The following is a 24,666-nucleotide window of genomic DNA, read 5'->3' on the forward strand; positions in this document are numbered from 1 at the left end:
TGTGGATATTGAGCTGCTGTTGTTATTGCTTGCTCTAGGCTCCGTAGTGGGTGTGATGGCAGGCTTATTAGGCATTGGTGGCGGTCTTATCGTCGTACCTGCATTGCTTTACTTATTACCAAAATCAGGCATCAGTGTAGATATCACAATGCAATTGGCTTTGGCGACGTCTTTAGCAACAATTATTGTGACCTCAGGTTCTTCTGCCATTAATCACCTCAAGCTGGGCAATGTCGACATGTTTGTTGTGAAGTGGCTAATGCCTGGTGTCGTCGTAGGTGGATTTGCTGGAACCTATGTTGCCGAGTGGATTCCTTCTCAATATCTCCCTAAAGTGTTTGGTGTGATTGTATTGTGCCTTGCGCTGCAAATGCTTTTGTCTATTAAGTCCCAAGCTCAGAAAGCGATGCCGAGTAATGTGGTGACGTCTCTGTACGGCACTGGAATCGGTGTTATCTCCAGCCTAGCTGGCATTGGTGGTGGTTCACTGTCGGTGCCATTTTTGAGCAAACATGGCGTCGAGATGAGAAAAGCGGTCGGGTCTTCTTCCGTGTGTGGATTTTTCATCGCGATTTCAGGAATGACGGGGTTTATTCTACATGGCTCTAAGGTGGCTGAATTACCTCAATACAGCGTTGGTTATGTTTACTTGCCTGCACTGGCGGCGATTGCTGCCACCTCCATGTTAACGACTCGCGTTGGCGCAAAACTGGCGACCAGCTTGCCGACCAAAGCGCTGAAAAAAATATTTGCTGTATTTTTGATGTTTGTTGCAGGAACTATGTTGCTGTAATGTCATCTCACTCATAGATTTCAATTCAAAAAGAGAACCCTTTTATGTCTCAGGGATTTATCGAATTTCCTAATATTGATCCTGTTTTATTTTCTATCGGCCCACTGTCTGTTCGCTGGTACGGGCTTATGTATCTGGTCGGTTTCGCATTTGCGTTGTGGTTGGCTAACCGCCGAGCAGATAAACCAAACAGTGGCTGGACACGTGAGCAAGTCTCCGATTTGTTGTTTGCTGGTTTCTTAGGTGTCGTTATTGGTGGCCGTGTTGGTTATGTGTTGTTCTACAACTTTGATCTATTCCTAGATGACCCTCTGTACTTGTTCAAAGTGTGGACTGGTGGCATGTCTTTCCACGGTGGTTTGCTTGGTGTGATTACCGCTATGTTCTGGTATGCGAAGAAAAATGGTCGTACTTTCTTTGGTGTTGCCGACTTTATTGCTCCACTCGTGCCGTTCGGTTTAGGTATGGGCCGTTTAGGTAACTTCATGAACAGCGAGCTTTGGGGGCGTGTAACTGATGTTCCGTGGGCAATCGTGTTCCCAAATGGCGGCCCGCTTCCTCGTCATCCATCTCAACTGTATGAAATGGCGCTTGAAGGTATTGTGCTGTTCTTTATCTTGAACTGGTTTATCAAAAAGCCACGCCCTCTTGGTTCTGTATCAGGGTTATTCCTTGCTGGATATGGTACATTCCGCTTCTTAGTAGAATATGTACGTGAACCAGATGCGCATTTAGGCTTGTTCGGCGGGTTTATTTCGATGGGGCAAATCTTGTCATTGCCAATGGTTATTATTGGTGTGCTGATGATGGTTTGGGCATACAAGCGCGGTCACTACAAAGACGAATTACCACAACAAACGAAGTAAGGAATTGGTGTGAAACAGTATTTAGAGCTCTGTCAGCGTATTGTTGATGAAGGTACTTGGATTGAAAATGAACGTACTGGGAAGCGATGCTTAACCGTTATCAATGCTGATCTCACTTACGATGTTGCTAACAATCAATTCCCACTGGTAACAACCAGAAAAAGCTTTTGGAAGGCGGCAGTTGCAGAGCTTCTTGGATACATTCGTGGCTACGATAATGCTGAAGATTTTCGCAAACTCGGTACCAAAACTTGGGATGCAAATGCCAACTTGAATGAAGCCTGGCTCAATAACCCTTACCGTAAGGGCGAAGACGATATGGGCCGTGTATATGGTGTGCAAGGTCGCGCTTGGGCTAAACCGGATGGTGGTCATATTGATCAGCTGCACAAGATTGTAGATGACTTGACGCGTGGTGTGGATGACCGTGGTGAAATCCTAAACTTTTACAATCCAGGTGAGTTCCACATGGGGTGCCTACGCCCGTGTATGTACAGCCATCATTTCTCTTTACTTGACGATACGCTTCACTTGAACAGCACTCAGCGCTCTTGTGATGTGCCTCTTGGCCTCAATTTTAATATGGTTCAAGTGTATGTGTTCCTAGCGATTATGGCGCAGATAACAGGCAAGAAGCCGGGAGTGGCTTACCACAAAATAGTTAATGCACATATTTACGAAGACCAGCTTGAGCTAATGCGTGATGTTCAGTTGAAGCGTGAGCCACTAAAAGCGCCGACTTTCCATATCAACCCTGAGATTACGTCTCTTGAAGATTTAGAAACATGGGTGACACTGGATGACTTCTGGGTAGAAGGGTACGAGTGTCATGAAGCGATAAAATATCCGTTCTCAGTCTAGATTGGAACAATGTTGACTAAGCCGCCTAACATGGGCGGCTTTTTTGTAGCCATACTCAATTAACTTCAAGGTAATAGGCTCTGCGAGAATCACTTGGTTTACAGGCACCGCAACCATCGGAAAGCCTACTGGGACTACGTGAGGGTAGCTAATAAAGCATGTAGGCCAAGCAAACTCATTCTGAATTCCGCTCATTGAAGTTGTTTGGGTATGTAGGACATTCGCGACCACCTAGCTCATTGAGCTTAACAAGGTTTAAACAGGACAGACTTTTACTGAATTGCGCTGCGATGTGGCTTACCGATAGGTGAGAAGCTGGGCTGTATCTTCTCATTAGAGGAAAATTAGGGAGCGAACCTAGCAGTTACTAGAGCATTACTGCTGAGTTGTTACAGGCACAAAAAAGCCCCTAACCTAGGTTAGGGGCTTTGTAAGCGATGGTGTCTTTTTATTACGCAGTCAGCGCTAGGATGGAACCTGGCAGTACAATGAATACTGCTAAAAGGTAACCGGCTACAACTGCTTTGTTCTTCACGGCCATGTCTGAAATCAAGTCTGCACCTTTCACTGGTAGTTCACGTAGGAACGGAATACCGTAGATGAATACTGTCGCCATGATGTTGAACACTAGGTGTACTAGAGCAATCTGTAGTGCGAATACTGCGAACTCACCTGATACAGCAGTTGCTGCTAGTAGAGCCGTGATACAGGTACCGATGTTAGCGCCTAGAGTGAATGGGTATACATCACGTACCTTCAGAACGCCAGAGCCAACAAGTGGAACCATTAAGCTAGTCGTCGTTGAAGAAGACTGAACGAGCACAGTTACTACTGAGCCTGAGAAGATACCGTGGATTGGGCCACGGCCAATTGCATTCTTCAGGATTTCACGAGCACGGCCAACCATTAGGCTCTTCATTAGCTTACCCATCACAGTGATTGCGATGAATACTGTAGCGATACCTAGAACGATAAGCATAACACCGCCCATCGTGCTGCCAAAGCTTGCTAGTGGATCTTGAATAGCACTAACCACTGGCTTAGTAATTGGCTTGATAAAGTTCAAACCTTTGATGCTCATATCACCAGTTGCTAGGAATGGAGAAACTAACCAGTGAGAGATCTTATCTAGAATGCCAAACATCATTTCTAGTGGCAGGAAGATTGCTACCGCCAGTAGGTTAAAGAAGTCGTGAATTGTGGCACTTGCGAATGCACGTTTAAACTCTTCTTTACAACGAACGTGACCCAATGAAACTAGCGTGTTAGTTACGGTTGTACCAATGTTGGCACCCATTACCATAGGGATCGCTGTTTCTACTGGAAGACCGCCGGCTACTAAGCCCACGATAATAGAAGTTACTGTACTAGAAGACTGAATCAGAGCAGTGGCTGTTAAGCCGATCATTAGGCCTGCTACAGGGTGTGAAGCAAATTCAAACAATACTTTTGCTTGATCACCAGTAGCCATTTTGAAGCCGCTGCCTACCATCGATACCGCTAGAAGTAGCAGGTACAACATGAATGCCAAGTTAGCCCAGCGCAACCAGCGAGTAGTGCTCGATATCGGCGCCGCTGTAGTAGTAGCTTGGTTCATAATCATTTTCTCCGTGGACCGTTTATGTCTTGTTTATGGTCTGTTGTTGAAACTGAGGCTGATACTAGAACGGAAATATTTCAGTAATATTACAGTTGTGTGTAATAGAATTTTTTTTATCTAGACATGCCAATATATTGTGTTTTTTTAAATTTACACCTAGTTTAATTTATTGTTTTTAAATGATTTTTCAGGGTGTTCTTGCATTTGTTTTGAGTGTGATAAAAGTCGAAAAAAATACAGAAAAATGAACGATAAGATGTGAAATATTACACTTGGTTGTCATAAATGAAATTCACTTGTCGGTAAAACCTTCAATAAGGGTGTTTTAAGTAGGTTTTGTCGAGTTATTGTTGTCATGCGCTGGTTTTGATATAACCTAGGGCTCTTATCATAGGGAGCGCCTCGTATGTCACATTTAAACTATAACCATCTGTATTATTTTTGGATGGTGTGCAAACAGGGGTCTGTAACAAAGGCAGCCGATGCGCTGTTTCTGACGCCGCAAACGGTGACTGGCCAGATCAAAGCGCTTGAAGACAGAATGGATGGCAAGCTCACTAAGCGTAATGGGCGTAGTGTTGAACCAACAGAACTGGGTCAATTGGTCTTTAAATATGCCGATCGTATGTTTGGACTCAGTTATGAGATGCTCGATATCGTGAACTATAGCCAGCGTTCCAATATTTTGTTTGAGGTCGGGGTTGCGGATGCGTTGTCAAAACGATTAGTGAGCAAGATTCTTATGACCACGGTGCCCGAAGATGACAGCATTCACTTACGTTGTTTTGAATCTACCCACGAAATGCTACTAGAGCAGTTATCACAGCATAAGTTAGATATGATCTTATCGGATTGTCCTGTAGACTCCAGTCAGAGCCCTGGCCTATATAGCAAGAAGCTGGGTGAAAGTAGTATGAGTTTCTTCTGCTCAGGTAACATCGATAACATTCAATTCCCCGCCGTACTAGAACAAAGAAAGCTACTTATTCCTGGCAGCCGAACTGCGATGGGGCGGAAGGTCCTCCAGTGGCTAGATACACAAGGCATTCAACCTAATATTCTAGGCGAGTTTGATGATGTGGCATTGATGAAAGCTTTTGCGCGTTATCATCATGATGCAGTATTTCTTGCTCCTACCTTGTATGTGGAAGAGGTAGGGGATGATTTCCCGCTTCAGTTAGTTGGGAACATTGAAGGTCTGAAAGAAGAGTTCTATGTCATTTTTGCTGAGAGAATGATCCAACATCCAGCAGTGAAAAACGTTTGTGACGCAGATTTTACCAATTTGTTTAAGTGATGACTTTTATTACTGATGGTAAATAGATTACTATCAGCGATGATATTGTTACAGTTTATAAAATACCCTTGAATGCTTGAAGTGTGATAAATCACTTCGATGTGTTGCTGTTCCAAGAGGACCTGCCAATGAACCTACAAGAAATGGAAAAAAACTCGGCAAAAGCAGTCGTGCTTTTGAAAGCGATGGCCAATGAACGTCGTTTGCAAATTTTGTGTTTGTTACACAATCAAGAGCTATCAGTAGGGGAACTCTGTGGCAAATTAGAGTTGAGCCAGTCTGCACTCTCTCAGCATTTAGCATGGCTACGTCGCGATGGTTTGGTGAATACCCGTAAAGAAGCTCAAACGGTTTTTTATACATTGAGCAGCGATGAAGTGAAGGCGATGATTGAACTACTTCATAGCATCTACTGTGAAGATCTTGAACAGGCGTAGAGCCAATGTTGTTTTACGAATGAATACAACAGATATAAAAAAACCGGCAAAAGCCGGTTTTTTTGTTCTCTTGAATCAAGTCTCTATTATAGAGCTTTGATTGCAGCAGAGAAACGAGACTTATGACGAGCTGCTTTATTCTTGTGAATAAGGCCTTTAGTCGCCATGCGGTCTAGTAGTGGTGTAACTGCAGCGAATGCAGCAGTTGCAGCTTCTTTGTCGCCAGCTTCGATAGCAGCGATAGTTTTCTTCATGTAAGTGCGCATCATAGAACGACGGCTAGCATTGTGCTGACGACGTTTCTCAGCTTGGATAGCGCGCTTCTTAGCAGATTTACTGTTTGCCAAGGGTCTAACTCCCAAAAACTTAGTTCGGTGACAATTTAAGGGCGAGGAATATCCCTCATTTGCGCCTCATTGTCAAATGATTTGTGCAAAAACCCATCGAGGCCAAAACTAATTTTGGTATGAAAAGGTTATCGCGGTTAAGATGGCGGGGATTCTAACAGTATTTTTATACCATTGCTAATACTTATCTGCGGTTCCCCTGACATTCCTTGCTTGTCATTGAAGATAATGAAGTTTTGGACATACCAATTGAGGTTCATGTGAGTAAACGTCTCCTAAAGTCGGGCATGATAGTCAGTGCCATGACTTTGATTTCGCGCGTTCTAGGCTTAGTTCGTGATGTTGTCGTCGCCAACTTAATGGGAGCTGGCGCAAGCGCGGATGTCTTCTTTTTTGCTAATAAGATTCCTAACTTCTTACGTCGCTTATTTGCTGAGGGCGCTTTTTCTCAAGCTTTTGTTCCAGTCCTGACGGAGTATCACGCATCTGGCGATATGAATAAAACTCGAGAACTCATTGCGCGCGCTTCGGGAACATTAGGCGTCATTGTTTCTATAGTTACTGTGCTTGGGGTATTAGGGTCTGGCGTAGTGACGGCTTTGTTCGGCTTTGGTTGGTTTCTCGATTGGCTAAAGGGCGGACCATCGGCAGAGAAATTTGAGCTGGCGAGCTTTATGCTCAAAATTACCTTTCCTTATTTATGGTTTATCACCTTTGTCGCATTGTCTGGTGCGATTCTTAATACCATGGGTAAATTTGCAGTTTCCTCTTTTACCCCGGTATTTCTCAATGTGATGATCATTGGGTCAGCTTGGTATATAGCACCGAACCTAGCTCAACCCGAGGTCGGATTGGCGATTGGTGTCTTTCTTGGTGGCTTAGTTCAGTTCCTATTTCAAATCCCTTTCCTGATTAAAGCAGGTGTGATGGTTAAGCCTAAGTGGGGATGGCGCGACCCTGGAGTCGTGAAAATCCGTACTTTGATGATCCCCGCTCTGTTTGGTGTTTCGGTAAGTCAGATCAACCTGTTATTCGATACGTTTATCGCGAGTTTCCTTCAAACCGGCTCGATCAGTTGGTTGTACTATTCCGACCGTTTATTGGAGTTCCCTTTGGGGCTGTTCGGAATTGCGATTGCAACAGTAATATTACCGGCTTTGTCTCGAAAGCATGTTGATGCACAAGGTGAGGGGTTTGCTCATACCATGGATTGGGGGGTAAGAATGGTGACTCTATTGGGTATCCCTGCAATGTTAGGACTTATGGTATTGGCAAAGCCTATGCTGATGGTGTTATTTATGCGTGGTGAGTTTTCTCCGAATGATGTGCATCAAGCATCACTCTCTTTACTTGCTTACGCGTCAGGTTTACTTAACTTTATGTTAATTAAGGTGTTGGCGCCTGGCTATTACAGCCGACAAGATACTAAAACACCAGTAAAGTACGGCATCATAGCAATGGCAACCAATATGGTGTTTAACGCCATTTTTGCTTGGTTCTATGGATACGTGGGGCTAGCGATAGCAACGGCATTATCGGCGTTTGTAAATATGGCGCTTCTATATAGAGGGCTACATATCCAAGGTGTATACAAACTTACTAAAACAACGGTGCTATTTGTAAGCAAGTTAATTGTTGCGGGTGGTGCCATGGTAGCGGCTATTTTATGGCAGCTTGAAGATATGTCTGTTTGGTTAACTTGGGGACTTTCTGAACGGATTGGAATGCTAACTTTACTGATTGCTTTAGGGGCGGCTGTTTACCTAGCAATAATATTTACACTGGGTGTTCGTCTAAAAGACCTAAAAGCAGCGACAGAGTAAGGTTGATTAGTATATAATCCGTCGGTTTCACGTATTAGTATTCGAGAAAGATAGGTTTTTAGTATATTCCAATGGAATTGATCCGCGGCATTCACAATATTAAGCCACAACATCAAGGTTGTGTGCTCACCATAGGAAACTTTGATGGCGTCCATCTTGGGCATCAGCAAGTCCTTAAGCAAGTGTCTGAGCAAGCAAGTGTTTTGAACTTGCCTTCTGTTGTGATGACGTTCGAGCCTCAGCCATTAGAGCTGTTTGCGAAAGAGAAAGCGCCAGCTCGATTGACTCGGTTGAGAGACAAATTTGTTCAATTAGGAAAACTAAACCTTGATCGGTTGCTATGCGTAAATTTTAACGCCTATTTTGCAAACTTATCTGCCGAGGAGTTCATTAGTGACTTGTTGGTGGCTAAGTTGGGTGTTAAGTTTTTAGTCGTTGGTGACGACTTCTGCTTTGGCAAAGGCCGCACGGGTGATTTCTCTATGCTGAAAGAAGCAGGAGAGAAGTACGGATTTGAAGTAGTGAGTACGCAAAGCTTTTGCTTTGAGCAAGCAAGAGTGAGCAGTACCGCTATTCGCCGCTCTCTAGCCAGTGATGATTTAGCCAATGCTAAGACCATGCTGGGTAGAAACTACAGCATCAGTGGCCGTGTTTCCCATGGTCGTAAGCTAGGCAGGACCATTGGTTTCCCAACCGCGAATATTCCGCTGAAGCGTTGTGTTTCGCCAGTGTCCGGCGTATACGTTGTTCAAGCATTAGGCTTGGGAGATGAGCCTGTCGGTGGTGTTGCTAATATTGGTCAGAGACCAACAGTAAACGGTGTTCGCCAACAACTCGAAGTGCACTTATTTGACTTTCAAGCCAATTTGTACGGCAAACAGTTAGAAGTGGTACTTTTACATAAGCTCCGAGATGAGCAAAAGTTTGAGTCATTTGATTTACTCAAGCAACAAATAGAATTGGATGCTGAAGCAGCAAGGGTGTGGCTGCAGCAGCGTAAAGTCCAAGCGGTTTAGTTCGCTGCTTGGCATAATGTCTAACTGTCACCCAACACAACGGAATTAAGAATCGATGAGTGAGTATAAAGATACCCTGAACCTTCCTGAAACAGGGTTTCCGATGCGTGGCAATCTGGCAAATCGTGAGCCAGAAATGCTTAAGCGTTGGTACAAAGAAGACCTTTATGGCGAAATCCGTAAAGCGAAGAAAGGCAAAAAATCTTTCGTTCTACATGATGGCCCTCCATATGCGAATGGTGACATTCACATTGGTCACGCACTAAACAAGATTCTTAAAGACATTATTATTAAATCCAAAACGCTTTCTGGTTTTGATGCACCGTACATTCCTGGTTGGGACTGTCACGGCCTACCAATTGAACTAATGGTAGAAAAGAAGAAAGGCAAACCAGGCCAAAAAATCTCTGCGGCTGAGTTCCGTGAAGAGTGTCGTAAGTATGCGGCTGGTCAGGTTGAAGGCCAAAAAGAGAGCTTCAAACGCCTAGGTATCATGGGCGAGTGGGACAAGCCTTACCGCACTATGGATTTTGCTACAGAAGCAAACATCATCCGCGCACTAGGTAAGATTGCAGACAACGGCCACTTACTGAAAGGTTTTAAACCCGTTCACTGGTGTACTGACTGTGGTTCAGCTCTTGCTGAAGCAGAAGTAGAGTACAAAGATAAAGTTTCTCCTTCTATTGATGTTCGCTTTAAAGCAGAGGATGAATCTGCGCTGTTGTCTAAGTTCGACCTGACAGAAGGCCACAAAGGCGAAGGCGATATCTCTATCGTAATCTGGACGACCACACCGTGGACTCTGCCAGCAAACCGCGCAGTGTGTCTACGTGACGATCTAGAGTACGTACTTATCCAAGTAGAAGGCGAGGCGAAAGAGCGTATCATCGTTGCGTCTGAACTGGCGAAAGATGTGATGGATCGTGCAGGTATCGAGCACTTCCATAACCTAGGTTTTGCGAAAGGTGCGGATCTTGAGCTTTCTCAGTTCCAACATCCATTCTACGACTTTACTGTTCCAGCGATCCTTGGCGATCACGTAACAACTGAATCTGGTACTGGTGTGGTTCACACTGCGCCTGGCCACGGTCAAGAAGACTTTGCAGTTGGTAACAAGTACAACCTAGAAGTAGCTAACCCAGTAGGTTCAAACGGTGTTTACTTACCGGATACTGAGCTATTTGCAGGTCAGCATGTATTTAAAGCCAATGATGCAGTAGTAGAAACGCTAAAAGAGAAAGGCGCGCTACTACACCACCATGCTTATGAGCACAGCTACCCACATTGTTGGAGACACAAAACGCCAATCATCTTCCGTGCAACACCGCAGTGGTTCGTTTCTATGGACCAAGCTGGCCTACGTGCAAAAGCTCTAGAGTCAATCAAAGGCGTTGAGTGGATGCCTGAATGGGGTCAAAGCCGTATCGAAGGTATGATTGAAGGTCGCCCTGAGTGGTGTATCTCTCGTCAACGTACTTGGGGTGTGCCAATTGCTCTATTTGTTCATAAAGAAACAGCCGAGCTTCACCCGAATACGATTGAGCTGGTTGAGCAAGTTGCAAAGCTAGTTGAAGAAAAAGGCATTCAAGCGTGGTGGGATCTAGAAATCTCTGATCTACTAGGTGAAGAAGCAGATAAGTACGAAAAAGTACTAGATACGCTAGACGTATGGTTTGATTCAGGTGTGACTCACTACTCTGTAGTTGATGCTCGTGAAGAATACAACGGTGCAAGCGCTGACCTATATCTTGAAGGTTCAGACCAACACCGTGGCTGGTTCCAGTCTTCTCTAATTTCATCAATTGCGATGAAAGATGAAGCGCCATACAAGCAAGTACTAACACACGGTTTTGTGGTTGATGGTCACGGCCGTAAGATGTCTAAATCTATCGGTAACGTAGTTGCACCAAAAGATGTAACGAACAAGCTAGGTGCAGATATTCTTCGTCTATGGGTTGCATCGACAGACTACACAGGTGAAGTTGCGGTTTCTGATGAAATCCTAAAACGCTCTGCTGATGCGTACCGTCGTATTCGTAACACGGCGCGTTTCTTCCTAGCGAACCTAAGTGGCTTTAACCCTGCAACAGATATCGTTCCTGCAGAAGAGATGGTTGCTTTAGACCGTTGGGCTGTTGGTCGTGCACTGGCTGCGCAAGAAGAGATTGTTAAGGCTTACGAAGAGTACAACACACACGGTGTGACTCAGCGTCTAATGCAGTTCTGTTCAATCGAAATGGGTTCATTCTACCTAGATGTAATCAAAGACCGTCAATACACTGCGAAGTTGGGTGGCCACGCTCAACGTAGCTGTCAGACTGCGCTTTACTACATCGTAGAAGCTCTAGTTCGTTGGATGGCACCAATCATGTCGTTCACTGCAGATGAAATTTGGAACGAAATGCCAGGCGAGCGCGAGAAGTTTGTCTTCACCGGTGAGTGGTTCGAAGGTCTATTCGGTCTAGCGGAAGGTGAAGAGCTAAACAATGAGTTCTGGACTGAAATCCAAGCGGTTCGTGGTGGCGTAAACAAACTTCTAGAAGACGCTCGTAAAGAGAAGACTATCGGTGGCTCACTACAAGCAGAAGTGACGCTATACGCTGAAGATGCACTAGAGGCGAAAATTAACAAGCTAGAAGATGAACTGCGTTTCGTTCTTCTAACGTCGGCAGCAACAGTGAAGCCTCTAAGCGAGAAATCTGATGCAGCACAAGCAACTGATGTTGAAGGTTTGTTTGTTGAAGTGAAAGCAACTGAAGCCGAGAAGTGTGACCGTTGTTGGCACCACACACCAGACGTAGGCACGATTTCTGGTCACGAGAAAATCTGTGGTCGCTGTGTATCTAACGTAGATGGTGAAGGCGAAGTTCGTAAATTTGCGTAATTGGCAAAATAGCAACTGAACTTTTTAGCAATTCTATAGCCCCAGTATCTACTGGGGTTATTTTTATCAGCCATTTTTAGGGCTCACTTTTAGGGGATAAGATGTCAAATATTCCATTAAAACAATCAGGTGTACGTTGGCTCTGGCTTGCGCTAGTTATCTTCATAGCGGATATCGGTATTAAATTATTCGTGATGGATAACATGGGTTACGGTTGGGCGAATCGCATTGAAGTTCTACCGTTCTTTAATTTTCTTTATGTTCATAACTATGGAGCTGCATTCAGCTTCTTGAGTGATCAGGCTGGCTGGCAACGTTGGTTGTTTACTGGTATCGCGTTTGCTGTGACAGGTATGTTGACTTACTGGATGAGCAAGCTTCCGGCGCAAGAGAAGTGGAATAATATTGCTTACGCCATGATCATTGGTGGTGCTGTTGGTAATGTGTTTGATCGTGTAGTTCACGGTTATGTAGTTGATTACTTAGATTTTTACTGGGGAACCTATCACTGGCCTGCGTTTAACTTAGCTGATATGGCGATAGTCACGGGGGCAGCAATGATCATTCTAGATAGCTTCCGCTCTAAACAAGAAAGCCAAGCCTAAACGATTTAAAGCAAATAACCTTAAGCGCTGTCTGTTGATTCAGGCGGCGCTTTCTAATATAAGAACACAGCAACATTAATAAATACTAATAACAAGGAAGCGGTAACGTGACGACAATAGCCCAAGACTCTGCAGTAACGCTGCATTTCACCATCAAACTTAAAGATGGTTCCGTTGCTGATAGTACTCATAATATGGGTAAGCCAGCGAAATTAGTCATTGGAGACGGTAGCTTGAGTGAGAACTTCGAACAATGCTTAGTAGGCTTAAGTTCGGGTGACAACAAGGCCATTGAATTAAAAGCGGAAGACGCATTTGGTATGCCAAATCCAGACAATGTTCACCACATGGAGAGAGCCAAGTTTGTCGGTGATGCTGAAGTGGAAGTTGGCACCATCATGGCTTTTTCTGGTCGAGATGGAATGGAAATTCCAGGTATTATTACTGAAATCGCAGGTGACTCAGTGACGGTAGACTTCAATCATCCTTTAGCAGGGCAAGATGTGACTTTTGAAGTTGAGATTTTGTCAGTAGAATAGCGAACCCATAAAGAACATAAACCATGAGCAATGCAATGAAGATCCTTTTAGCCAACCCACGTGGCTTCTGTGCAGGTGTTGATCGCGCCATCAGTATCGTAGAGCGCGCGTTAGAAATGTATCAACCACCAATCTATGTCAGACATGAAGTGGTTCATAACCGTTTTGTTGTCGAAGGGCTAAAACAGCGTGGTGCGATTTTTGTTGAAGAGTTAAGTGAAGTTCCTGATGACAATATCGTGATTTTCTCTGCTCATGGGGTTTCGCAAGCGGTTCGTAAAGAAGCGAAAGAGCGAGAACTTACAGTATTTGACGCTACTTGCCCATTGGTAACCAAAGTCCATATGGAAGTGGCACGAGCAAGCCGTAAGCACATGGAAGTAGTCCTGATCGGTCACGCAGGCCACCCTGAAGTCGAAGGTACTATGGGGCAATATGCGAGTGAGCAAGGCGGGATGTACTTGGTGGAAACGCCTGCAGATGTTGAGTTGCTGAAGGCCAAGGTAAAAGATCCTTCACACTTACATTATGTTAGCCAAACGACGCTTTCAGTGGATGAAACTGCGGATGTGATTGATGAACTGCGCCGAGTTTTCCCTGATATCCAAGGCCCTCGTAAAGATGACATTTGCTACGCGACACAGAATCGCCAAGATGCGGTACGTGAGTTAGCCAGTGACGTGGATGTAGTTGTGGTAGTTGGGTCTAAAAACTCTTCTAACTCCACTCGCTTGAAAGAGCTGGCAGAAAAACTAGGTACGCCTGGTTATCTGACGGACTGCCCAGAAGACATCAAGCCGGAATGGTTTGAAGGCAAAGTAAATGTGGGTGTGACAGCTGGCGCATCTGCACCGGAAGAATTAGTCGATCAGATACTGGGCCGCATTCAAGAGCTTGGTGCAACTTCTGTTGAAAACGTTGTTGGCCGAGAGGAAAACATGTTCTTCGAAGTACCTAAAGAGTTGCAGATTAAGCAAGTCGACTAACGGTATCAATTCGCACAAAAGCCCACTAATTAGTGGGCTTTTTTACATCACCGAAAATACACGGTGCAGAGTATGCGTTGGCTGCGAAATGCTCGGTTATGTTTGTCTGCTCTTCGTTTGATATGAAATAAAAAAGCCAGTCTATTCAGACTGGCTTTTGATTCGCAAGCAAAGATGTATTGATTAAGCAGTTTCAGTTACTGCTTTTGGTTGCTCTTCATCATCAAGGTCTAGTTCGCCTTTTCCTTTAGAGCGCTTAATTACCAGAGCGGTTACGCCTAAAGTGAAGATGATGCCAGCAATAGTTGAAATGTTCATCGGTAGACCGAAACCTAGAGTGCTGTTGTTTAGGATAAAGGTGACAACAACAGTAGTCATAAACATTGCTGGAACTGTAGTAATCCAGTGTAGCTTGTCGTGACGTAGTAGGTACGCAGACGCTGTCCATAACATCATCACAGCTGTTGTTTGGTTAGCGAAGCCGAAGTAGCGCCAGATAACACCGAAGTCTACTTGAGTTAGGATGCCACCGATAACAAACAGTGGGATTGCCATCATTAAGCGGTTGCGCAGTGTTTTCTGCTCCATGTTGAAGTATTCAGCAAGGATTAGACGGCTAGAGCGGAATGCTGTATCACCAGAAGTGATTGGCAGAATAACTACACCTAGGAAAGCAATGATGCCACCAAATACACCGAGAAGACCAAATGATGAGCTGTAAACAACATTACCTGGACCACCGTTAGATACCGCTTCTTGTAGTAGTTCAATTGAGCCGAAGAAAGACAGTGCAATAGCACACCAGATAAGAGCGATAACGCCTTCACCGATCATTGCTCCGTAGAATACAAAGCGACCATTCTTCTCGTTTTCCATACAACGCGCCATTAGAGGTGACTGAGTTGCGTGGAAACCAGAGATAGCACCACAAGCGATTGTGATGAATAGCGCAGGCCATAGCGGCAGGTCGTTCGGGTTCATATTAGTGAACATGTCGCTCATTTGGTAGTTACCCATCACTGAGTGCTCGCTAGAGAATGCTACAGCAGTGATTAGGCCAACCGACATAAAGATAAGCAGTGCGCCGAATAGTGGGTAGAAGCGGCCAATGATCTTATCAACCGGAACGATAGTCGCGATGATGTAGTAACCAAAGATGATAGCAACCATAGTACCCATTGTTACTGTCATATCAGTTTGGTCGTTGATAAGGTTAGTGATCATGCCAGCTGGTGCACTTACGAATACCACACCTACAAGTAGCAATAGGACAATGGCAAAAATGTTCATAAAGTGTTTAGCGCCTTTGCCTAAGTAACGTCCTGTAATAGTCGGTACAGATGCACCACCGTTGCGAACTGATAACATGCCTGAGAAGTAGTCGTGAACTGCACCTGCGAAAATACAACCGATAACGATCCACAGCATTGCAGCAGGGCCGTATAGAGCACCCATGATTGGACCGAAGATTGGACCAACACCTGCGATGTTGAGTAGTTGTACTAGGTAGACTTTTTTAGTCGACATTGGAACGTAATCAACACCATCCGCTTTAGTATGCGCTGGTGTTTGACGTTTTTCGTTGATGCCAAATACTTTTTCGACAAAAGCGCCGTAAATAAAGTATCCGCCAATTAAGGCCGCGACACAGGTGAGGAACCACATCATAGCAATTATCCTTTGGGTAAATTCTTATAAGCTCAGGGTGAATACTATTTAAACAACTGGCGAGAAACACCCGCTTTTGTGTTGAGTGGTCGTATTGGCGTTTTAGTGGTTTTTATCAATAGTGAGTGGTTTGAGGAATTACTGAGTGGTGTGATTAGAGTTTAAGTGGTGTTGTTGGTGGGTAACTGGTGTTTATCGATGATAAACGGTCTAACCCTCAAATTTAGTTTATCGGTTCGCGATCATAGTCGGTGACATGATGTACTATTGATATCAAGGAAATAGGCCTTCGAATAAAAAAAGGAAAAGCATGAAAAAGATAATAATGGCATCGGTATTGATGATGTTGGCTGGTTGCGTATCCACTTCTCAGGAAGACTTAGCGCAAGAAGGAGATTGGCGCCAAATTGGTTATCAAGATGGTATTAGAGGACATACTGAGCGCTCTTTTTCTCAGCTTTCTAAGTTGGGTAGTGTGGTGATGGCGGAATACGATGAAGGTTACTTAGAGGGTGTGGCTGAATATTGTAATCCAAACCATGCCTACATGATTGGTCTATCTGGACAGCCATACGAGGGCGTGTGTGAAGGGATGGAAGACGCGCAGCAGTTCCGAATGGAATGGCAGCGTGGTTGGAACGAATACAGCAACTAAGTGAAAACGAGCACTCAGTGAGGGTCAATGAGTGCTCTCCTAGTGGATGTTTAGATAAGTGACAATTTAGTCGTCAGAATGGTGCTCTTCCACGGCCTTACGTAAGAAACCCTGCTGATGATTCAATTGCTGGCGAGCGGTGTCGATATCCAGATCGGTCAAGATCATTAAGATCGCCAGTTTTACATCGTAGTGGGTAGCACCTAGAGTCTCTGCTGCTAGGGATTTATCACAATCTGTTGCCTGCATGACTATTCGAGTCGCTCGGGCAACCAGTTTTTCGTTGGTCGCTTTTACGTCGACCATCAAATTCTGATAGCTCTTGCCTAATCGAATCATGCTTGCGGTGGTCAGCATATTGAGCACCAACTTTTGCGCAGTACCAGATTTTAATCGAGTTGAACCGGTCAAAGCTTCAGGGCCAACCACTGGGCTGATAGCGATGTGAGCGATATCGGCGATAGGTGAGTCTGGGTTACAAGACAGCGCGACAGTTTGTGCACCAATTTTTTTGGCGTACTCTAGAGCACCGATCACGTAAGGCGTTCGCCCACTTGCAGCAATACCGACCACGACATCTTTACTGCTAAAGTGAATCTTCTCTAAATCTTCTATTCCAAGGGCTTTGGAATCTTCAGCGCCTTCTTTCGCTTTCAAAATGGCTTCTGGTCCACCGGCAATGAGTCCAAGCACCATTTTGTCGGAAACACCAAAGGTTGGCGGGCACTCAGAGGCATCAAGCACACCGAGGCGCCCACTGGTACCGGCTCCCATATAAACCAAACGGCCACCATGCCTAAATGCAGCGGTAATGATGTCTACGGCCTTGGCGATATTGGGGATTTCTTTTTCGACCGCAAGTGGGACGAGTTTATCTTGCTGGTTGATACGTTTAACGATTTCAACAGCAGGTAACAGATCGATGTCCATGGTTTCAGGGTTTCGCCCCTCTGAAACCAAGTGAGAAAGCGCTGCGATAAGAGCATCGTTGGTCATAATGAACCTTATTTAACGGGTTAAAACTTCTCGGCAAAATGAGCAGGTGATAAAGCTAACTATCGGCTAAATACAATACGCCGAGTGACGCCAGTTGCTTAGCACCAGTCACCTCTGGCAGATTGCTTGGTAAGTTATGAATACGTTGATGAGCGAGCCAAGCAAAGGCCATTGCCTCCATATTGTCACTGTCGATACCTTGATTGGTAGTGGAATCTACGCGCCACCTAGGCAACAGTGCGTTCAGTCTTTCTATGAGTAGCGGGTTATGAACTCCGCCGCCACACACATAGAGTTCAGGTTTAGCGCCTACACTATAACGTTCAACGTCGTTAGCAATGGTCAAAGCAGTGTACTCACATAGCGTACGCTGAACATTTTCGGCTGTGGCATAAACACCATGGCTTAGTTCGGGAGTATCGCCCAAAGAAGTCAGAATATTTTCAAGCCATGGCAAATTGAATAGTTCTCTTCCTGTACTCTTAGGTGGTTGTTGAGAGAGGTAATCTTCTTGAAGCAAGCGTTCGAGTAGCGGTGTTATTAATTGGCCTTGCTTGGCAAAGGTGGCGTCAGCATCGTATTTCCGGCCAGTGTGTTTTTGGCACCAAGCATCCATCAACATATTACCTGGACCTGTGTCGTAGCCAATGACTTTTTGGTTTGGCCTAAGTACAGAAATATTGGCGATACCACCAATGTTGAGTACCACAACACTAGAGTGCTGTGACTGGAATAACGACTGATGGAATGCAGGAACCAACGGCGCTCCTTGGCCACCAAGAGCCATGTCTTTACGCCTGAAATCCGCGATGGTGGTGATACCGGTACGCGTCGCGATAATGTTGGCATCCCCGAGTTGCATGGTAAATGGTGATGGGCCATTCGGCTGGTGGTAAACAGTTTGGCCGTGGTTGCCAATAGCGGTAATTTGCTGCGCTTGATAGCCAGACTTTTTGAGTAGCTCTAAAATGGCATCGGCGTAAAGGTGGCCAAGGTCATGATCGAGCTGCCCTATCGCAACGAGGTTAGTGTCCTGTCCAAGGCAGACATTTAATACCCGTTGTTTCAGTGTTTCTGGAATAGCGAAGTCATTTGAAGCCAACAAGGTGACTTTGCCGTCGCTGATTTCGGTTAATACCGTGTCGACTCCATCCAAGCTGGTGCCAGACATCACACCAATATACAGTTCTCGTGATTCCATCTGTAATCTCATTCATATTCCACTTGAAAACCATTGTAATGCAATTTTAAAGCGAATAATCTCGGTAACTTAGCGAATTATGAGTGTAGGAGAAATCATGGGACCGTTATGGGTGGATGTTGAAGGTTATGAGTTAACCGCGGAAGACAAAGAAATACTAGAGCATCCGACGGTTGGTGGCTTGATCCTATTTGCTCGGAACTACCACGACAGTGAGCAGTTGCTGGCGCTAAATAAAGAGATTCGTAAAGCGGCCAAGCGTCCAATTTTGATTGGTGTGGATCAAGAAGGAGGGCGAGTTCAACGCTTTCGTGATGGCTTCTCGTTGATCCCTGCAGCCGAGCAGTACGCTAAACAAAACAACGGTGAGCAGCTCGCAAACCAGGGCGGGTGGCTAATGGCAGCAGAGTTAGTGGCGCACGATATTGATTTGAGCTTTGCGCCTGTACTGGACACAGGACATCAGTGCAAGGCAATTGGAAACCGTTCATTTGGTGAAGATATTGATACTATTATCAGGCACAGTACTGCATTTATGCACGGCATGAAGTCGGTGGGCATGGCGACAACGGGTAAGCACTTCCCAGGCCATGGTGGAGTTATTGCCGACTCTCACTTAGAAACGCCTTACGATGAGCGAGATGACATATTTGAAACGGATATGGCTGTGTTTAAAGCGCAAATCGAATCTGGTGTCTTAGATGCCATGATGCCGGCTCACGTTATTTTTCCACATTACGATCAGCAGCCAGCAAGTGGTTCTGAATATTGGTTGAAGCGTGTATTGCGTCAACAGCTTGGTTTCGATGGATTAGTTTTTTCGGATGATTTAACGATGGAAGGGGCGGCTATCATGGGCGGGCCAGCTGAGCGCTCTCATCAAGCATTAGTTGCAGGGTGTGATATGTTGCTTGTGTGCAACAAGCGCGATGCACAGGTCGAAGTGCTCGATAACTTGCCTGTATTAGAAGTACCGAAAGCGGATGCACTACTGAAAAAACAGTCTTTCTCTTTGGCTGATCTTAAATCTTCACAGCAATGGAAAGACGCCTCGAACGCGCTGCTTAGAATGCAAGAACAAGGTTAAGCACCTCCGAAATAACAAAGAGCCACTTATTACAGTGGCTCTTTTGATTAGTGGAATCCTAACATCTCTTTGAGTGTTTTAAGGTAGCGCCTGCTGACCGGCACGGGATGATCGCTGACCGTGACTATTTCTGCCAACCCATTCTCTAGCAGCTTAATTTCTTTTATCGCTTTGATGTTCACTAAGTACTGACGGTGGCAGCGCACCAACGGTGTTTTCTCTTCTAACACCTTTAATGTCAGTTGGCTGGTGGCTTTTTGGTCGTGAGTCAAAATGGTTACACCGCTTATGTCGGTATATGCGCATTCAACATCAGTTGACGGAATGATCATGATCCGGTTGTGACCGATACACGGAACCTGATCTAAAGTTTGAGGGGCGATAGGGCTAACGTCGACGCTGCTTTCTTGTCCACTTTTGATAAGGCGCTTAATGGTTTTATTTAGGCGGTGCGTATCAACGGGCTTCAGTAAGTAATCAAAGGCATTATCTTCAAAAGCTTGAATTGCATATTGATCGTAAGCCGTCACAAATACCACATTGGGCATCGTATCTGGGTCGAGCATACCCAGTAGTTCAATGCCGGTGATTTGTGGCATCTGGATATCAAGGAATACCACGTCAGGTTTGAGCTGGTTGATTTTCTTCAGCCCTTCGATGGCATTACTTGCAGTATCTATAACCGTGACTTTCCCTGTTTCTTCAAGTAGCTCTGAAAGTTCTTCTCGAGCAAATAATTCGTCATCAATAACCAGAGCTGAAAGCATGTAACTACCTTATTGTTGTCCATGTGATAGCGGCGGAATGATAAAGCTCATTCGTGTGTATTGGTTCTGTTCAACGTCAATTTTTAGCGCTGCGTCACGGCCAAATTTGTTGGTGAGACGCTTATCAACAATTTGCATCCCAAGCCCCGCATGATCTATCTGCGGGGTTTGGTAATTGCCTGCATTATCTTCGACTACAATGCGATGGCCGCCTTGCAGTGTAGGCTGGTTGTATATCCGGACTCGACCATTTTCGAGTAGTTGAGAGGTACCGTGCTTAATCGCATTTTCTACCAATGGCTGCAAAGTAAAGCTTGGCAGGTTTCGTTCAAGAAGCGAGTCATCGATATTGATGTCGATGTCTAATCGGTCTGTGAAACGGGCTTTTTCGATGGTGAGGTAAGCGTTAACGTGCGCTAACTCTTCACGAAGTGTAACGGTTTCAATATCCTTTTTAAGGTTACTACGGAAAAAGTGGGAGAGATGCTGGATCAGCTCTCTTGCCTTATCTGGGTCGCGACGAATCACAGCGCTGATGGTATTAAGCGCATTAAATAAGAAGTGTGGATTGACCTGAGCATGTAACAGCTTGATTTCAGCTTGCGACAGTAAGATTTGCTTCTGTTGATAGTCACCATAGAGAATTTGGCTAGACAGGAGTTGTGCAATCCCTTCCGCCATCGACATATTGATGGTCGAGAACAGTTTTCTTTTCGGCTCATACAGCTTAATCGTACCGATAACTCGATCCCCAGCCCTCAATGGAATGATCAGAGCAGAACCAAGCTTACAGTCGGATGAAATGGAGCACTGATACGGTGTTTCTTTGCCGTCGAGATAAATGATGTCGTTCTTATGAATGGCATCTAAGGTACTTTGAGAAGAAATGGGTGTGTCGGGTTTATGGTGATCGTCCCCAATTCCGACAAAGGCTAATATCTTATTGTCATCAGTGATAGACACTGCACCTACATTGGTTTCTTCATAGACAATTCGAGCAATTTTTTCTGCGTTTTGACTATTGAAGCCAGAGGCCAAGATGCCGACAGAACGCTCTGCAATGTTCAATGCTCGGCGTGAGAAGGTTGCTGAGTATTCTTCGAAGATCGTTTTTCTGTCTTGTAGAATACTCATAAACAAGGCCGCGCCCACAGAGTTGGCAATGATCATTGGAGCCGCAATGTCTGAGACAAGTGCGTACGCTTGATCAAAGGGTTTAGCGACAATCAAAATGATGACCATTTGGGCGATTTCTGCCACTAGTGTTATCGAGAACACCACGCTTGGGTTGAAAAGCTGGCTGGTTTTACCGCGGCGTATTAAGTAGATATGAAGTAGACCACCGATTAGCCCCTCTGCGGTGGTCGAGATCGCACAAGCCAAGTCAGTAAAACCACCCAATGAGTATCTGTGTAAGCCGCCAGTTAATCCCACCAGAGTGCCGATAACAGGGCCACCAAATAGGCCGCCCATCACCGCCCCAATTGCCCGTGTATTTGCAATGGCATCGTTGATCTGCAATCCAAAATAGGTCCCCATGATACAAAACAGTGAGAACATCACGTAAATACTGACTTTGTGACTCAGACGGTTGGAGATGCTTAATAGCGGCAGAAAAATAGGGGTCTTACTCAACATATACGCGAGTACAAGGTAAACACACATTTGTTGCAGAAGAGAGAGAACGAGATCCATAGTCGCTTCCGTATTTATCTCATGAAAGGCCAAAATTATATTGCCTAGATAAGGTAATTTTAGAGAAGAAAATCATAATAAAACACGGCTGAGTTAAGGTTTTTTAAATTAGTGACTTGTTATAGTGTGTGTAAATTTAATTTTACATCGAATGTTTTTAAATATTTACACTTGCAAAATGTTCTGTGGCTGTTATTTTGTTGATCATTGGCTGGTGAGATGAGTTGTCGCTTACTGGTGTAAAGAATTAAATACAGGTGTCGTTATGCAAAAGAGTGAACTGAGTAATATTAATATTAGTGATGAACAGGTACTGATTACCCCAGAGGAGCTAAAGGCTAAGCTACCTTTGAGCGATAAAGCACGACGCTTTATTCAGGAATCACGTGAAACCATCGCTAATATCATCCATAAGAAAGATCATCGTCTATTGGTGGTTTGTGGCCCTTGTTCAATTCACGATATTGACGCAGCAAAAGATTACGCTAAGCGCTTGAAAGCTTTGTCTGCAGTACTTAATGATCAACTGTACATCGTGATGCGTGTGTACTTTGAAAAGCCTCGTACCACGGTAGGCTGGAAAGGCCTAATCAACGACCCACATTTGGATGGGACATTCGATATTGAGCACGGTCTTCATGTTGGCCGTCAGCTTCTGGTAGAGCTTGCTGAAATGGAGATCCCACTAGCAACTGAAGCATTAGATCCAATTAGTCCACAATACTTAGCAGATACATTCAGTTGGGCAGCGATCGGTGCTCGTACCACTGAGTCGCAAACTCACCGTGAGATGGCAAGTGGTTTGTCTATGCCGATCGGCTTTAAGAACGGAACAGACGGCAGTTTAGCAACGGCAATTAACGCTATGCAGGCTGCTTCTTCAAGCCACCGTTTCATGGGAATTAACAGAGAAGGGCAAGTCGCGCTTCTCACTACGCAAGGTAACCCAAATGGTCATGTCATTCTTCGTGGTGGTAAACAGACTAATTACGATTCTGTTTCGGTTACCGAGTGTGAGCAGGAAATGGCAAAATCTGACCTAGACGCTTCGTTAATGGTGGATTGTAGCCATGCGAACTCACGTAAAGACTACCGTCGTCAGCCGTTGGTGGCGGAAGATGTGATTCACCAAATTCGCGAAGGCAATAAATCGATTATTGGCTTGATGATTGAAAGCCACATTAATGAAGGTAATCAATCTTCAGACCTAGCGCTTTCAGACATGGAATACGGCGTTTCAATTACCGATGCGTGTATCAATTGGGATTCAACTGAGGCACTATTACGTCATGCACACGAAGAGCTAGTGCCGTTTTTAGAAAACCGCCTAAAAGGATAAGAAAGGAAAAAGCATGGCCGTTGAGTTGAACGAATTGCGCGATCAAATTGATGCAGTAGATAAACAGATCCTCAATTTACTGTCTGAGCGATTGTCTTTAGTTGAAAAAGTCGGAGAAGTGAAAAGTGAACACGGCTTACCGATTTATGCGCCAGATCGTGAAGCTGCCATGCTTGCTTCTCGTCGTGCTGAAGCGGAGCGCATCGGCGTTCCGCCTCAACTGATTGAAGATATTCTTCGTCGTACGATGCGTGAATCGTATGCCAGTGAAAAAGACTCAGGCTTTAAGTGCTTAAATCCAGAACTGCGCTCTGTTGTGATCGTGGGTGGTAATGGCCAGTTAGGTGGCTTGTTTGGTCGAATGTTTACGCTTTCGGGCTATCAAGTAAAAGTTCTGGGGAGCCAAGACTGGGACCGCGCAGATGAAATCCTAGAAGGTGCAGGTTTAGTGGTTGTCACTGTGCCTATTCACTTAACTCAAGGTGTGATTGAGAAGCTAGGTCAGTTGCCAGAAGACTGTATTCTATGTGACTTAACCTCAATTAAATCTAAACCGCTCAATGCCATGCTTGAAGCTCACTCTGGCCCAGTTGTTGGGTTGCACCCAATGTTTGGTCCAGACGTAGCAAGTTTAGCTAAGCAGGTGATTGTGTACTGTAATGGCCGCGGTGAAGAAAGTTATCAATGGCTGCTTGAGCAGTTCTCTATTTGGGGGGCGAGTTTGTGTGAAATCGATGCCGCTGAGCACGATCACGGTATGACTCTGATTCAGGCGCTTCGCCACTTTACTTCATTTGCATACGGCCTACACCTTAGTAAAGAGAACCCTAATATCGATAAGCTCCTTCAACTTAGCTCTCCAATTTACCGTTTGGAGTTGGCTATGGTAGGACGTCTGTTTGGGCAAGATCCAAACCTGTATGGCGATATTATTCTTTCTTCCCAAGAGAATATCGACATGATTAAGCGTTTCCACACTTGTTTTGGCGATGCACTGCGTATTTTGGAGGGGCAGGACAAACAAGCGTTTGTTGAGAGCTTCAACCAAGTGAGTCATTGGTTCGGTGAGTACTCACAGCAGTTTATGAATGAGAGTCAAAACTTGCTTAAGCAGGCCAACGACGCCATTCATCGTGGCTAATCACAACGTATATCCTGGCCAGAAAAACTAAAAAGAGCTGCAGTGTGCAGCTCTTTTTTGTTG

22 protein-coding genes are annotated in these 24,666 nt (G+C 45.0%); 15 read left to right on the forward strand and 7 right to left on the reverse strand.

Going from position 1 to position 24,666, the window contains the following annotated elements; genetic code table 11:
- Position 1 precedes the first annotated feature (1 nt).
- The 3 genes from J4N42_RS02815 to J4N42_RS02825 are packed head-to-tail and all read left to right on the forward strand — an operon-like array spanning position 2 to position 2,520.
- Positions 2 to 793, forward strand: a complete 792-nt coding sequence (locus tag J4N42_RS02815; protein WP_252029602.1) for a sulfite exporter TauE/SafE family protein — start codon at positions 2 to 4, stop codon at positions 791 to 793.
- 44 nt (positions 794 to 837) lie between these two features.
- Positions 838 to 1,659, forward strand: coding sequence for a prolipoprotein diacylglyceryl transferase (gene lgt / locus J4N42_RS02820; RefSeq protein ID WP_252029604.1), 822 nt, complete (start codon positions 838 to 840; stop codon positions 1,657 to 1,659).
- A gap of 9 nt (positions 1,660 to 1,668) precedes the next feature.
- On the forward strand, positions 1,669 to 2,520 hold the full coding sequence (locus J4N42_RS02825; RefSeq protein WP_252029606.1) for a thymidylate synthase: 852 nt from the start codon (positions 1,669 to 1,671) through the stop codon (positions 2,518 to 2,520).
- 451 nt (positions 2,521 to 2,971) lie between these two features.
- On the opposite strand, the gene J4N42_RS02830 is transcribed toward J4N42_RS02825, so the two are convergent.
- The gene (locus J4N42_RS02830; RefSeq protein WP_252029607.1) at positions 2,972 to 4,117 is read right to left on the reverse strand and encodes a Na/Pi symporter; all 1,146 of its coding nucleotides are present in this window, start codon (positions 4,115 to 4,117) and stop codon (positions 2,972 to 2,974) included.
- A 409-nt stretch (positions 4,118 to 4,526) separates the two neighbouring features.
- On the opposite strand from J4N42_RS02830, the gene nhaR reads away from it, so the two are divergent.
- The gene (nhaR, locus tag J4N42_RS02835) at positions 4,527 to 5,417 is read left to right on the forward strand and encodes a transcriptional activator NhaR (RefSeq protein WP_252029608.1); all 891 of its coding nucleotides are present in this window, start codon (positions 4,527 to 4,529) and stop codon (positions 5,415 to 5,417) included.
- A gap of 128 nt (positions 5,418 to 5,545) precedes the next feature.
- On the forward strand, positions 5,546 to 5,854 hold the full coding sequence (locus J4N42_RS02840) for an ArsR/SmtB family transcription factor (RefSeq protein WP_252029609.1): 309 nt from the start codon (positions 5,546 to 5,548) through the stop codon (positions 5,852 to 5,854).
- Between the two features lie 86 nt (positions 5,855 to 5,940).
- On the opposite strand, the gene rpsT is transcribed toward J4N42_RS02840, so the two are convergent.
- Entirely contained in the window at positions 5,941 to 6,201 is a 261-nt protein-coding gene (gene rpsT, locus J4N42_RS02845) for a 30S ribosomal protein S20 (protein WP_047045621.1), read from the reverse strand.
- 260 nt (positions 6,202 to 6,461) lie between these two features.
- On the opposite strand from rpsT, the gene murJ reads away from it, so the two are divergent.
- The 6 genes from murJ (at position 6,462) to ispH (ending at position 14,054) form a co-directional block, all read left to right on the forward strand.
- Complete coding sequence (gene murJ / locus J4N42_RS02850) at positions 6,462 to 8,024, forward strand: murein biosynthesis integral membrane protein MurJ (RefSeq protein ID WP_286036661.1); 1,563 nt, start codon at positions 6,462 to 6,464, stop codon at positions 8,022 to 8,024.
- A gap of 71 nt (positions 8,025 to 8,095) precedes the next feature.
- Positions 8,096 to 9,040 (forward strand): bifunctional riboflavin kinase/FAD synthetase, encoded by a 945-nt coding sequence (gene ribF, locus J4N42_RS02855; RefSeq protein WP_252029611.1) that lies wholly within the window; start codon positions 8,096 to 8,098, stop codon positions 9,038 to 9,040.
- 55 nt (positions 9,041 to 9,095) lie between these two features.
- The gene (gene ileS, locus J4N42_RS02860; RefSeq protein WP_252029613.1) at positions 9,096 to 11,924 is read left to right on the forward strand and encodes an isoleucine--tRNA ligase; all 2,829 of its coding nucleotides are present in this window, start codon (positions 9,096 to 9,098) and stop codon (positions 11,922 to 11,924) included.
- Between the two features lie 101 nt (positions 11,925 to 12,025).
- On the forward strand, positions 12,026 to 12,529 hold the full coding sequence (gene lspA, locus J4N42_RS02865) for a signal peptidase II (protein WP_252029615.1): 504 nt from the start codon (positions 12,026 to 12,028) through the stop codon (positions 12,527 to 12,529).
- Between the two features lie 107 nt (positions 12,530 to 12,636).
- Complete coding sequence (gene fkpB, locus J4N42_RS02870) at positions 12,637 to 13,068, forward strand: FKBP-type peptidyl-prolyl cis-trans isomerase (RefSeq protein ID WP_252029617.1); 432 nt, start codon at positions 12,637 to 12,639, stop codon at positions 13,066 to 13,068.
- Between the two features lie 23 nt (positions 13,069 to 13,091).
- Positions 13,092 to 14,054, forward strand: a complete 963-nt coding sequence (gene ispH / locus J4N42_RS02875; RefSeq protein ID WP_252029619.1) for a 4-hydroxy-3-methylbut-2-enyl diphosphate reductase — start codon at positions 13,092 to 13,094, stop codon at positions 14,052 to 14,054.
- Positions 14,055 to 14,237: 183 nt separating this feature from the next.
- On the opposite strand, the gene J4N42_RS02880 is transcribed toward ispH, so the two are convergent.
- Positions 14,238 to 15,722 (reverse strand): carbon starvation CstA family protein, encoded by a 1,485-nt coding sequence (locus tag J4N42_RS02880; protein ID WP_252029620.1) that lies wholly within the window; start codon positions 15,720 to 15,722, stop codon positions 14,238 to 14,240.
- A 310-nt stretch (positions 15,723 to 16,032) separates the two neighbouring features.
- Between J4N42_RS02880 and J4N42_RS02885 the strand changes: the two genes are divergently transcribed.
- Positions 16,033 to 16,377, forward strand: a complete 345-nt coding sequence (locus J4N42_RS02885; protein ID WP_252029621.1) for a DUF2799 domain-containing protein — start codon at positions 16,033 to 16,035, stop codon at positions 16,375 to 16,377.
- A 66-nt stretch (positions 16,378 to 16,443) separates the two neighbouring features.
- Here the strand turns inward: J4N42_RS02885 and murQ are convergent, their stop codons facing one another.
- Both murQ and J4N42_RS02895 read right to left on the reverse strand, forming a co-directional pair.
- Positions 16,444 to 17,373 carry an N-acetylmuramic acid 6-phosphate etherase gene (gene murQ, locus J4N42_RS02890; protein ID WP_252029623.1) on the reverse strand — a complete coding sequence of 310 codons (930 nt, stop codon included), beginning with the start codon at positions 17,371 to 17,373 and terminating at the stop codon, positions 16,444 to 16,446.
- A 55-nt stretch (positions 17,374 to 17,428) separates the two neighbouring features.
- On the reverse strand, positions 17,429 to 18,574 hold the full coding sequence (locus J4N42_RS02895; protein WP_252030774.1) for an anhydro-N-acetylmuramic acid kinase: 1,146 nt from the start codon (positions 18,572 to 18,574) through the stop codon (positions 17,429 to 17,431).
- A gap of 97 nt (positions 18,575 to 18,671) precedes the next feature.
- Here J4N42_RS02895 and nagZ point away from each other — a divergent pair, with 97 nt between their 5' ends.
- Positions 18,672 to 19,661 carry a beta-N-acetylhexosaminidase gene (nagZ, locus tag J4N42_RS02900; RefSeq protein WP_252029626.1) on the forward strand — a complete coding sequence of 330 codons (990 nt, stop codon included), beginning with the start codon at positions 18,672 to 18,674 and terminating at the stop codon, positions 19,659 to 19,661.
- Between the two features lie 47 nt (positions 19,662 to 19,708).
- On the opposite strand, the gene btsR is transcribed toward nagZ, so the two are convergent.
- Positions 19,709 to 20,428, reverse strand: coding sequence for a two-component system response regulator BtsR (btsR, locus tag J4N42_RS02905; protein WP_252029627.1), 720 nt, complete (start codon positions 20,426 to 20,428; stop codon positions 19,709 to 19,711).
- 9 nt (positions 20,429 to 20,437) lie between these two features.
- The gene (locus tag J4N42_RS02910) at positions 20,438 to 22,123 is read right to left on the reverse strand and encodes a sensor histidine kinase (RefSeq protein WP_252029629.1); all 1,686 of its coding nucleotides are present in this window, start codon (positions 22,121 to 22,123) and stop codon (positions 20,438 to 20,440) included.
- 265 nt (positions 22,124 to 22,388) lie between these two features.
- Here J4N42_RS02910 and J4N42_RS02915 point away from each other — a divergent pair, with 265 nt between their 5' ends.
- Together J4N42_RS02915 and tyrA are read left to right on the forward strand one after the other, a co-directional pair.
- A complete protein-coding gene (locus J4N42_RS02915; RefSeq protein WP_252029630.1) occupies positions 22,389 to 23,462 on the forward strand; it encodes a 3-deoxy-7-phosphoheptulonate synthase in 1,074 nt (357 codons plus the stop codon).
- 13 nt (positions 23,463 to 23,475) lie between these two features.
- Positions 23,476 to 24,603, forward strand: a complete 1,128-nt coding sequence (gene tyrA, locus J4N42_RS02920; protein WP_252029631.1) for a bifunctional chorismate mutase/prephenate dehydrogenase — start codon at positions 23,476 to 23,478, stop codon at positions 24,601 to 24,603.
- Positions 24,604 to 24,666: the final 63 nt, after the last annotated feature.

This window comes from Vibrio sp. SCSIO 43135, from assembly GCF_023716665.1.
GTDB lineage: Bacteria > Pseudomonadota > Gammaproteobacteria > Enterobacterales > Vibrionaceae > Vibrio > Vibrio paucivorans.

Excerpts from the sequence above, each read along its gene's own strand:
- lgt (WP_252029604.1), top strand. The coding sequence starts at position 838 with ATGTCTCAGGGATTTATCGAATTTCCTAATATTGATCCTGTTTTATTT.
- J4N42_RS02830 (WP_252029607.1), bottom strand. The coding sequence starts at position 4,117 with ATGAACCAAGCTACTACTACAGCGGCGCCGATATCGAGCACTACTCGC.
- nhaR (WP_252029608.1), top strand. The coding sequence starts at position 4,527 with ATGTCACATTTAAACTATAACCATCTGTATTATTTTTGGATGGTGTGC.
- J4N42_RS02840 (WP_252029609.1), top strand. The coding sequence starts at position 5,546 with ATGAACCTACAAGAAATGGAAAAAAACTCGGCAAAAGCAGTCGTGCTT.
- ribF (WP_252029611.1), top strand. The coding sequence starts at position 8,096 with ATGGAATTGATCCGCGGCATTCACAATATTAAGCCACAACATCAAGGT.
- ileS (WP_252029613.1), top strand. The coding sequence starts at position 9,096 with ATGAGTGAGTATAAAGATACCCTGAACCTTCCTGAAACAGGGTTTCCG.
- lspA (WP_252029615.1), top strand. The coding sequence starts at position 12,026 with ATGTCAAATATTCCATTAAAACAATCAGGTGTACGTTGGCTCTGGCTT.
- ispH (WP_252029619.1), top strand. The coding sequence starts at position 13,092 with ATGAGCAATGCAATGAAGATCCTTTTAGCCAACCCACGTGGCTTCTGT.
- J4N42_RS02880 (WP_252029620.1), bottom strand. The coding sequence starts at position 15,722 with ATGATGTGGTTCCTCACCTGTGTCGCGGCCTTAATTGGCGGATACTTT.
- J4N42_RS02885 (WP_252029621.1), top strand. The coding sequence starts at position 16,033 with ATGAAAAAGATAATAATGGCATCGGTATTGATGATGTTGGCTGGTTGC.
- murQ (WP_252029623.1), bottom strand. The coding sequence starts at position 17,373 with ATGACCAACGATGCTCTTATCGCAGCGCTTTCTCACTTGGTTTCAGAG.
- J4N42_RS02895 (WP_252030774.1), bottom strand. The coding sequence starts at position 18,574 with ATGGAATCACGAGAACTGTATATTGGTGTGATGTCTGGCACCAGCTTG.
- nagZ (WP_252029626.1), top strand. The coding sequence starts at position 18,672 with ATGGGACCGTTATGGGTGGATGTTGAAGGTTATGAGTTAACCGCGGAA.
- btsR (WP_252029627.1), bottom strand. The coding sequence starts at position 20,428 with ATGCTTTCAGCTCTGGTTATTGATGACGAATTATTTGCTCGAGAAGAA.
- J4N42_RS02910 (WP_252029629.1), bottom strand. The coding sequence starts at position 22,123 with ATGGATCTCGTTCTCTCTCTTCTGCAACAAATGTGTGTTTACCTTGTA.
- J4N42_RS02915 (WP_252029630.1), top strand. The coding sequence starts at position 22,389 with ATGCAAAAGAGTGAACTGAGTAATATTAATATTAGTGATGAACAGGTA.
- tyrA (WP_252029631.1), top strand. The coding sequence starts at position 23,476 with ATGGCCGTTGAGTTGAACGAATTGCGCGATCAAATTGATGCAGTAGAT.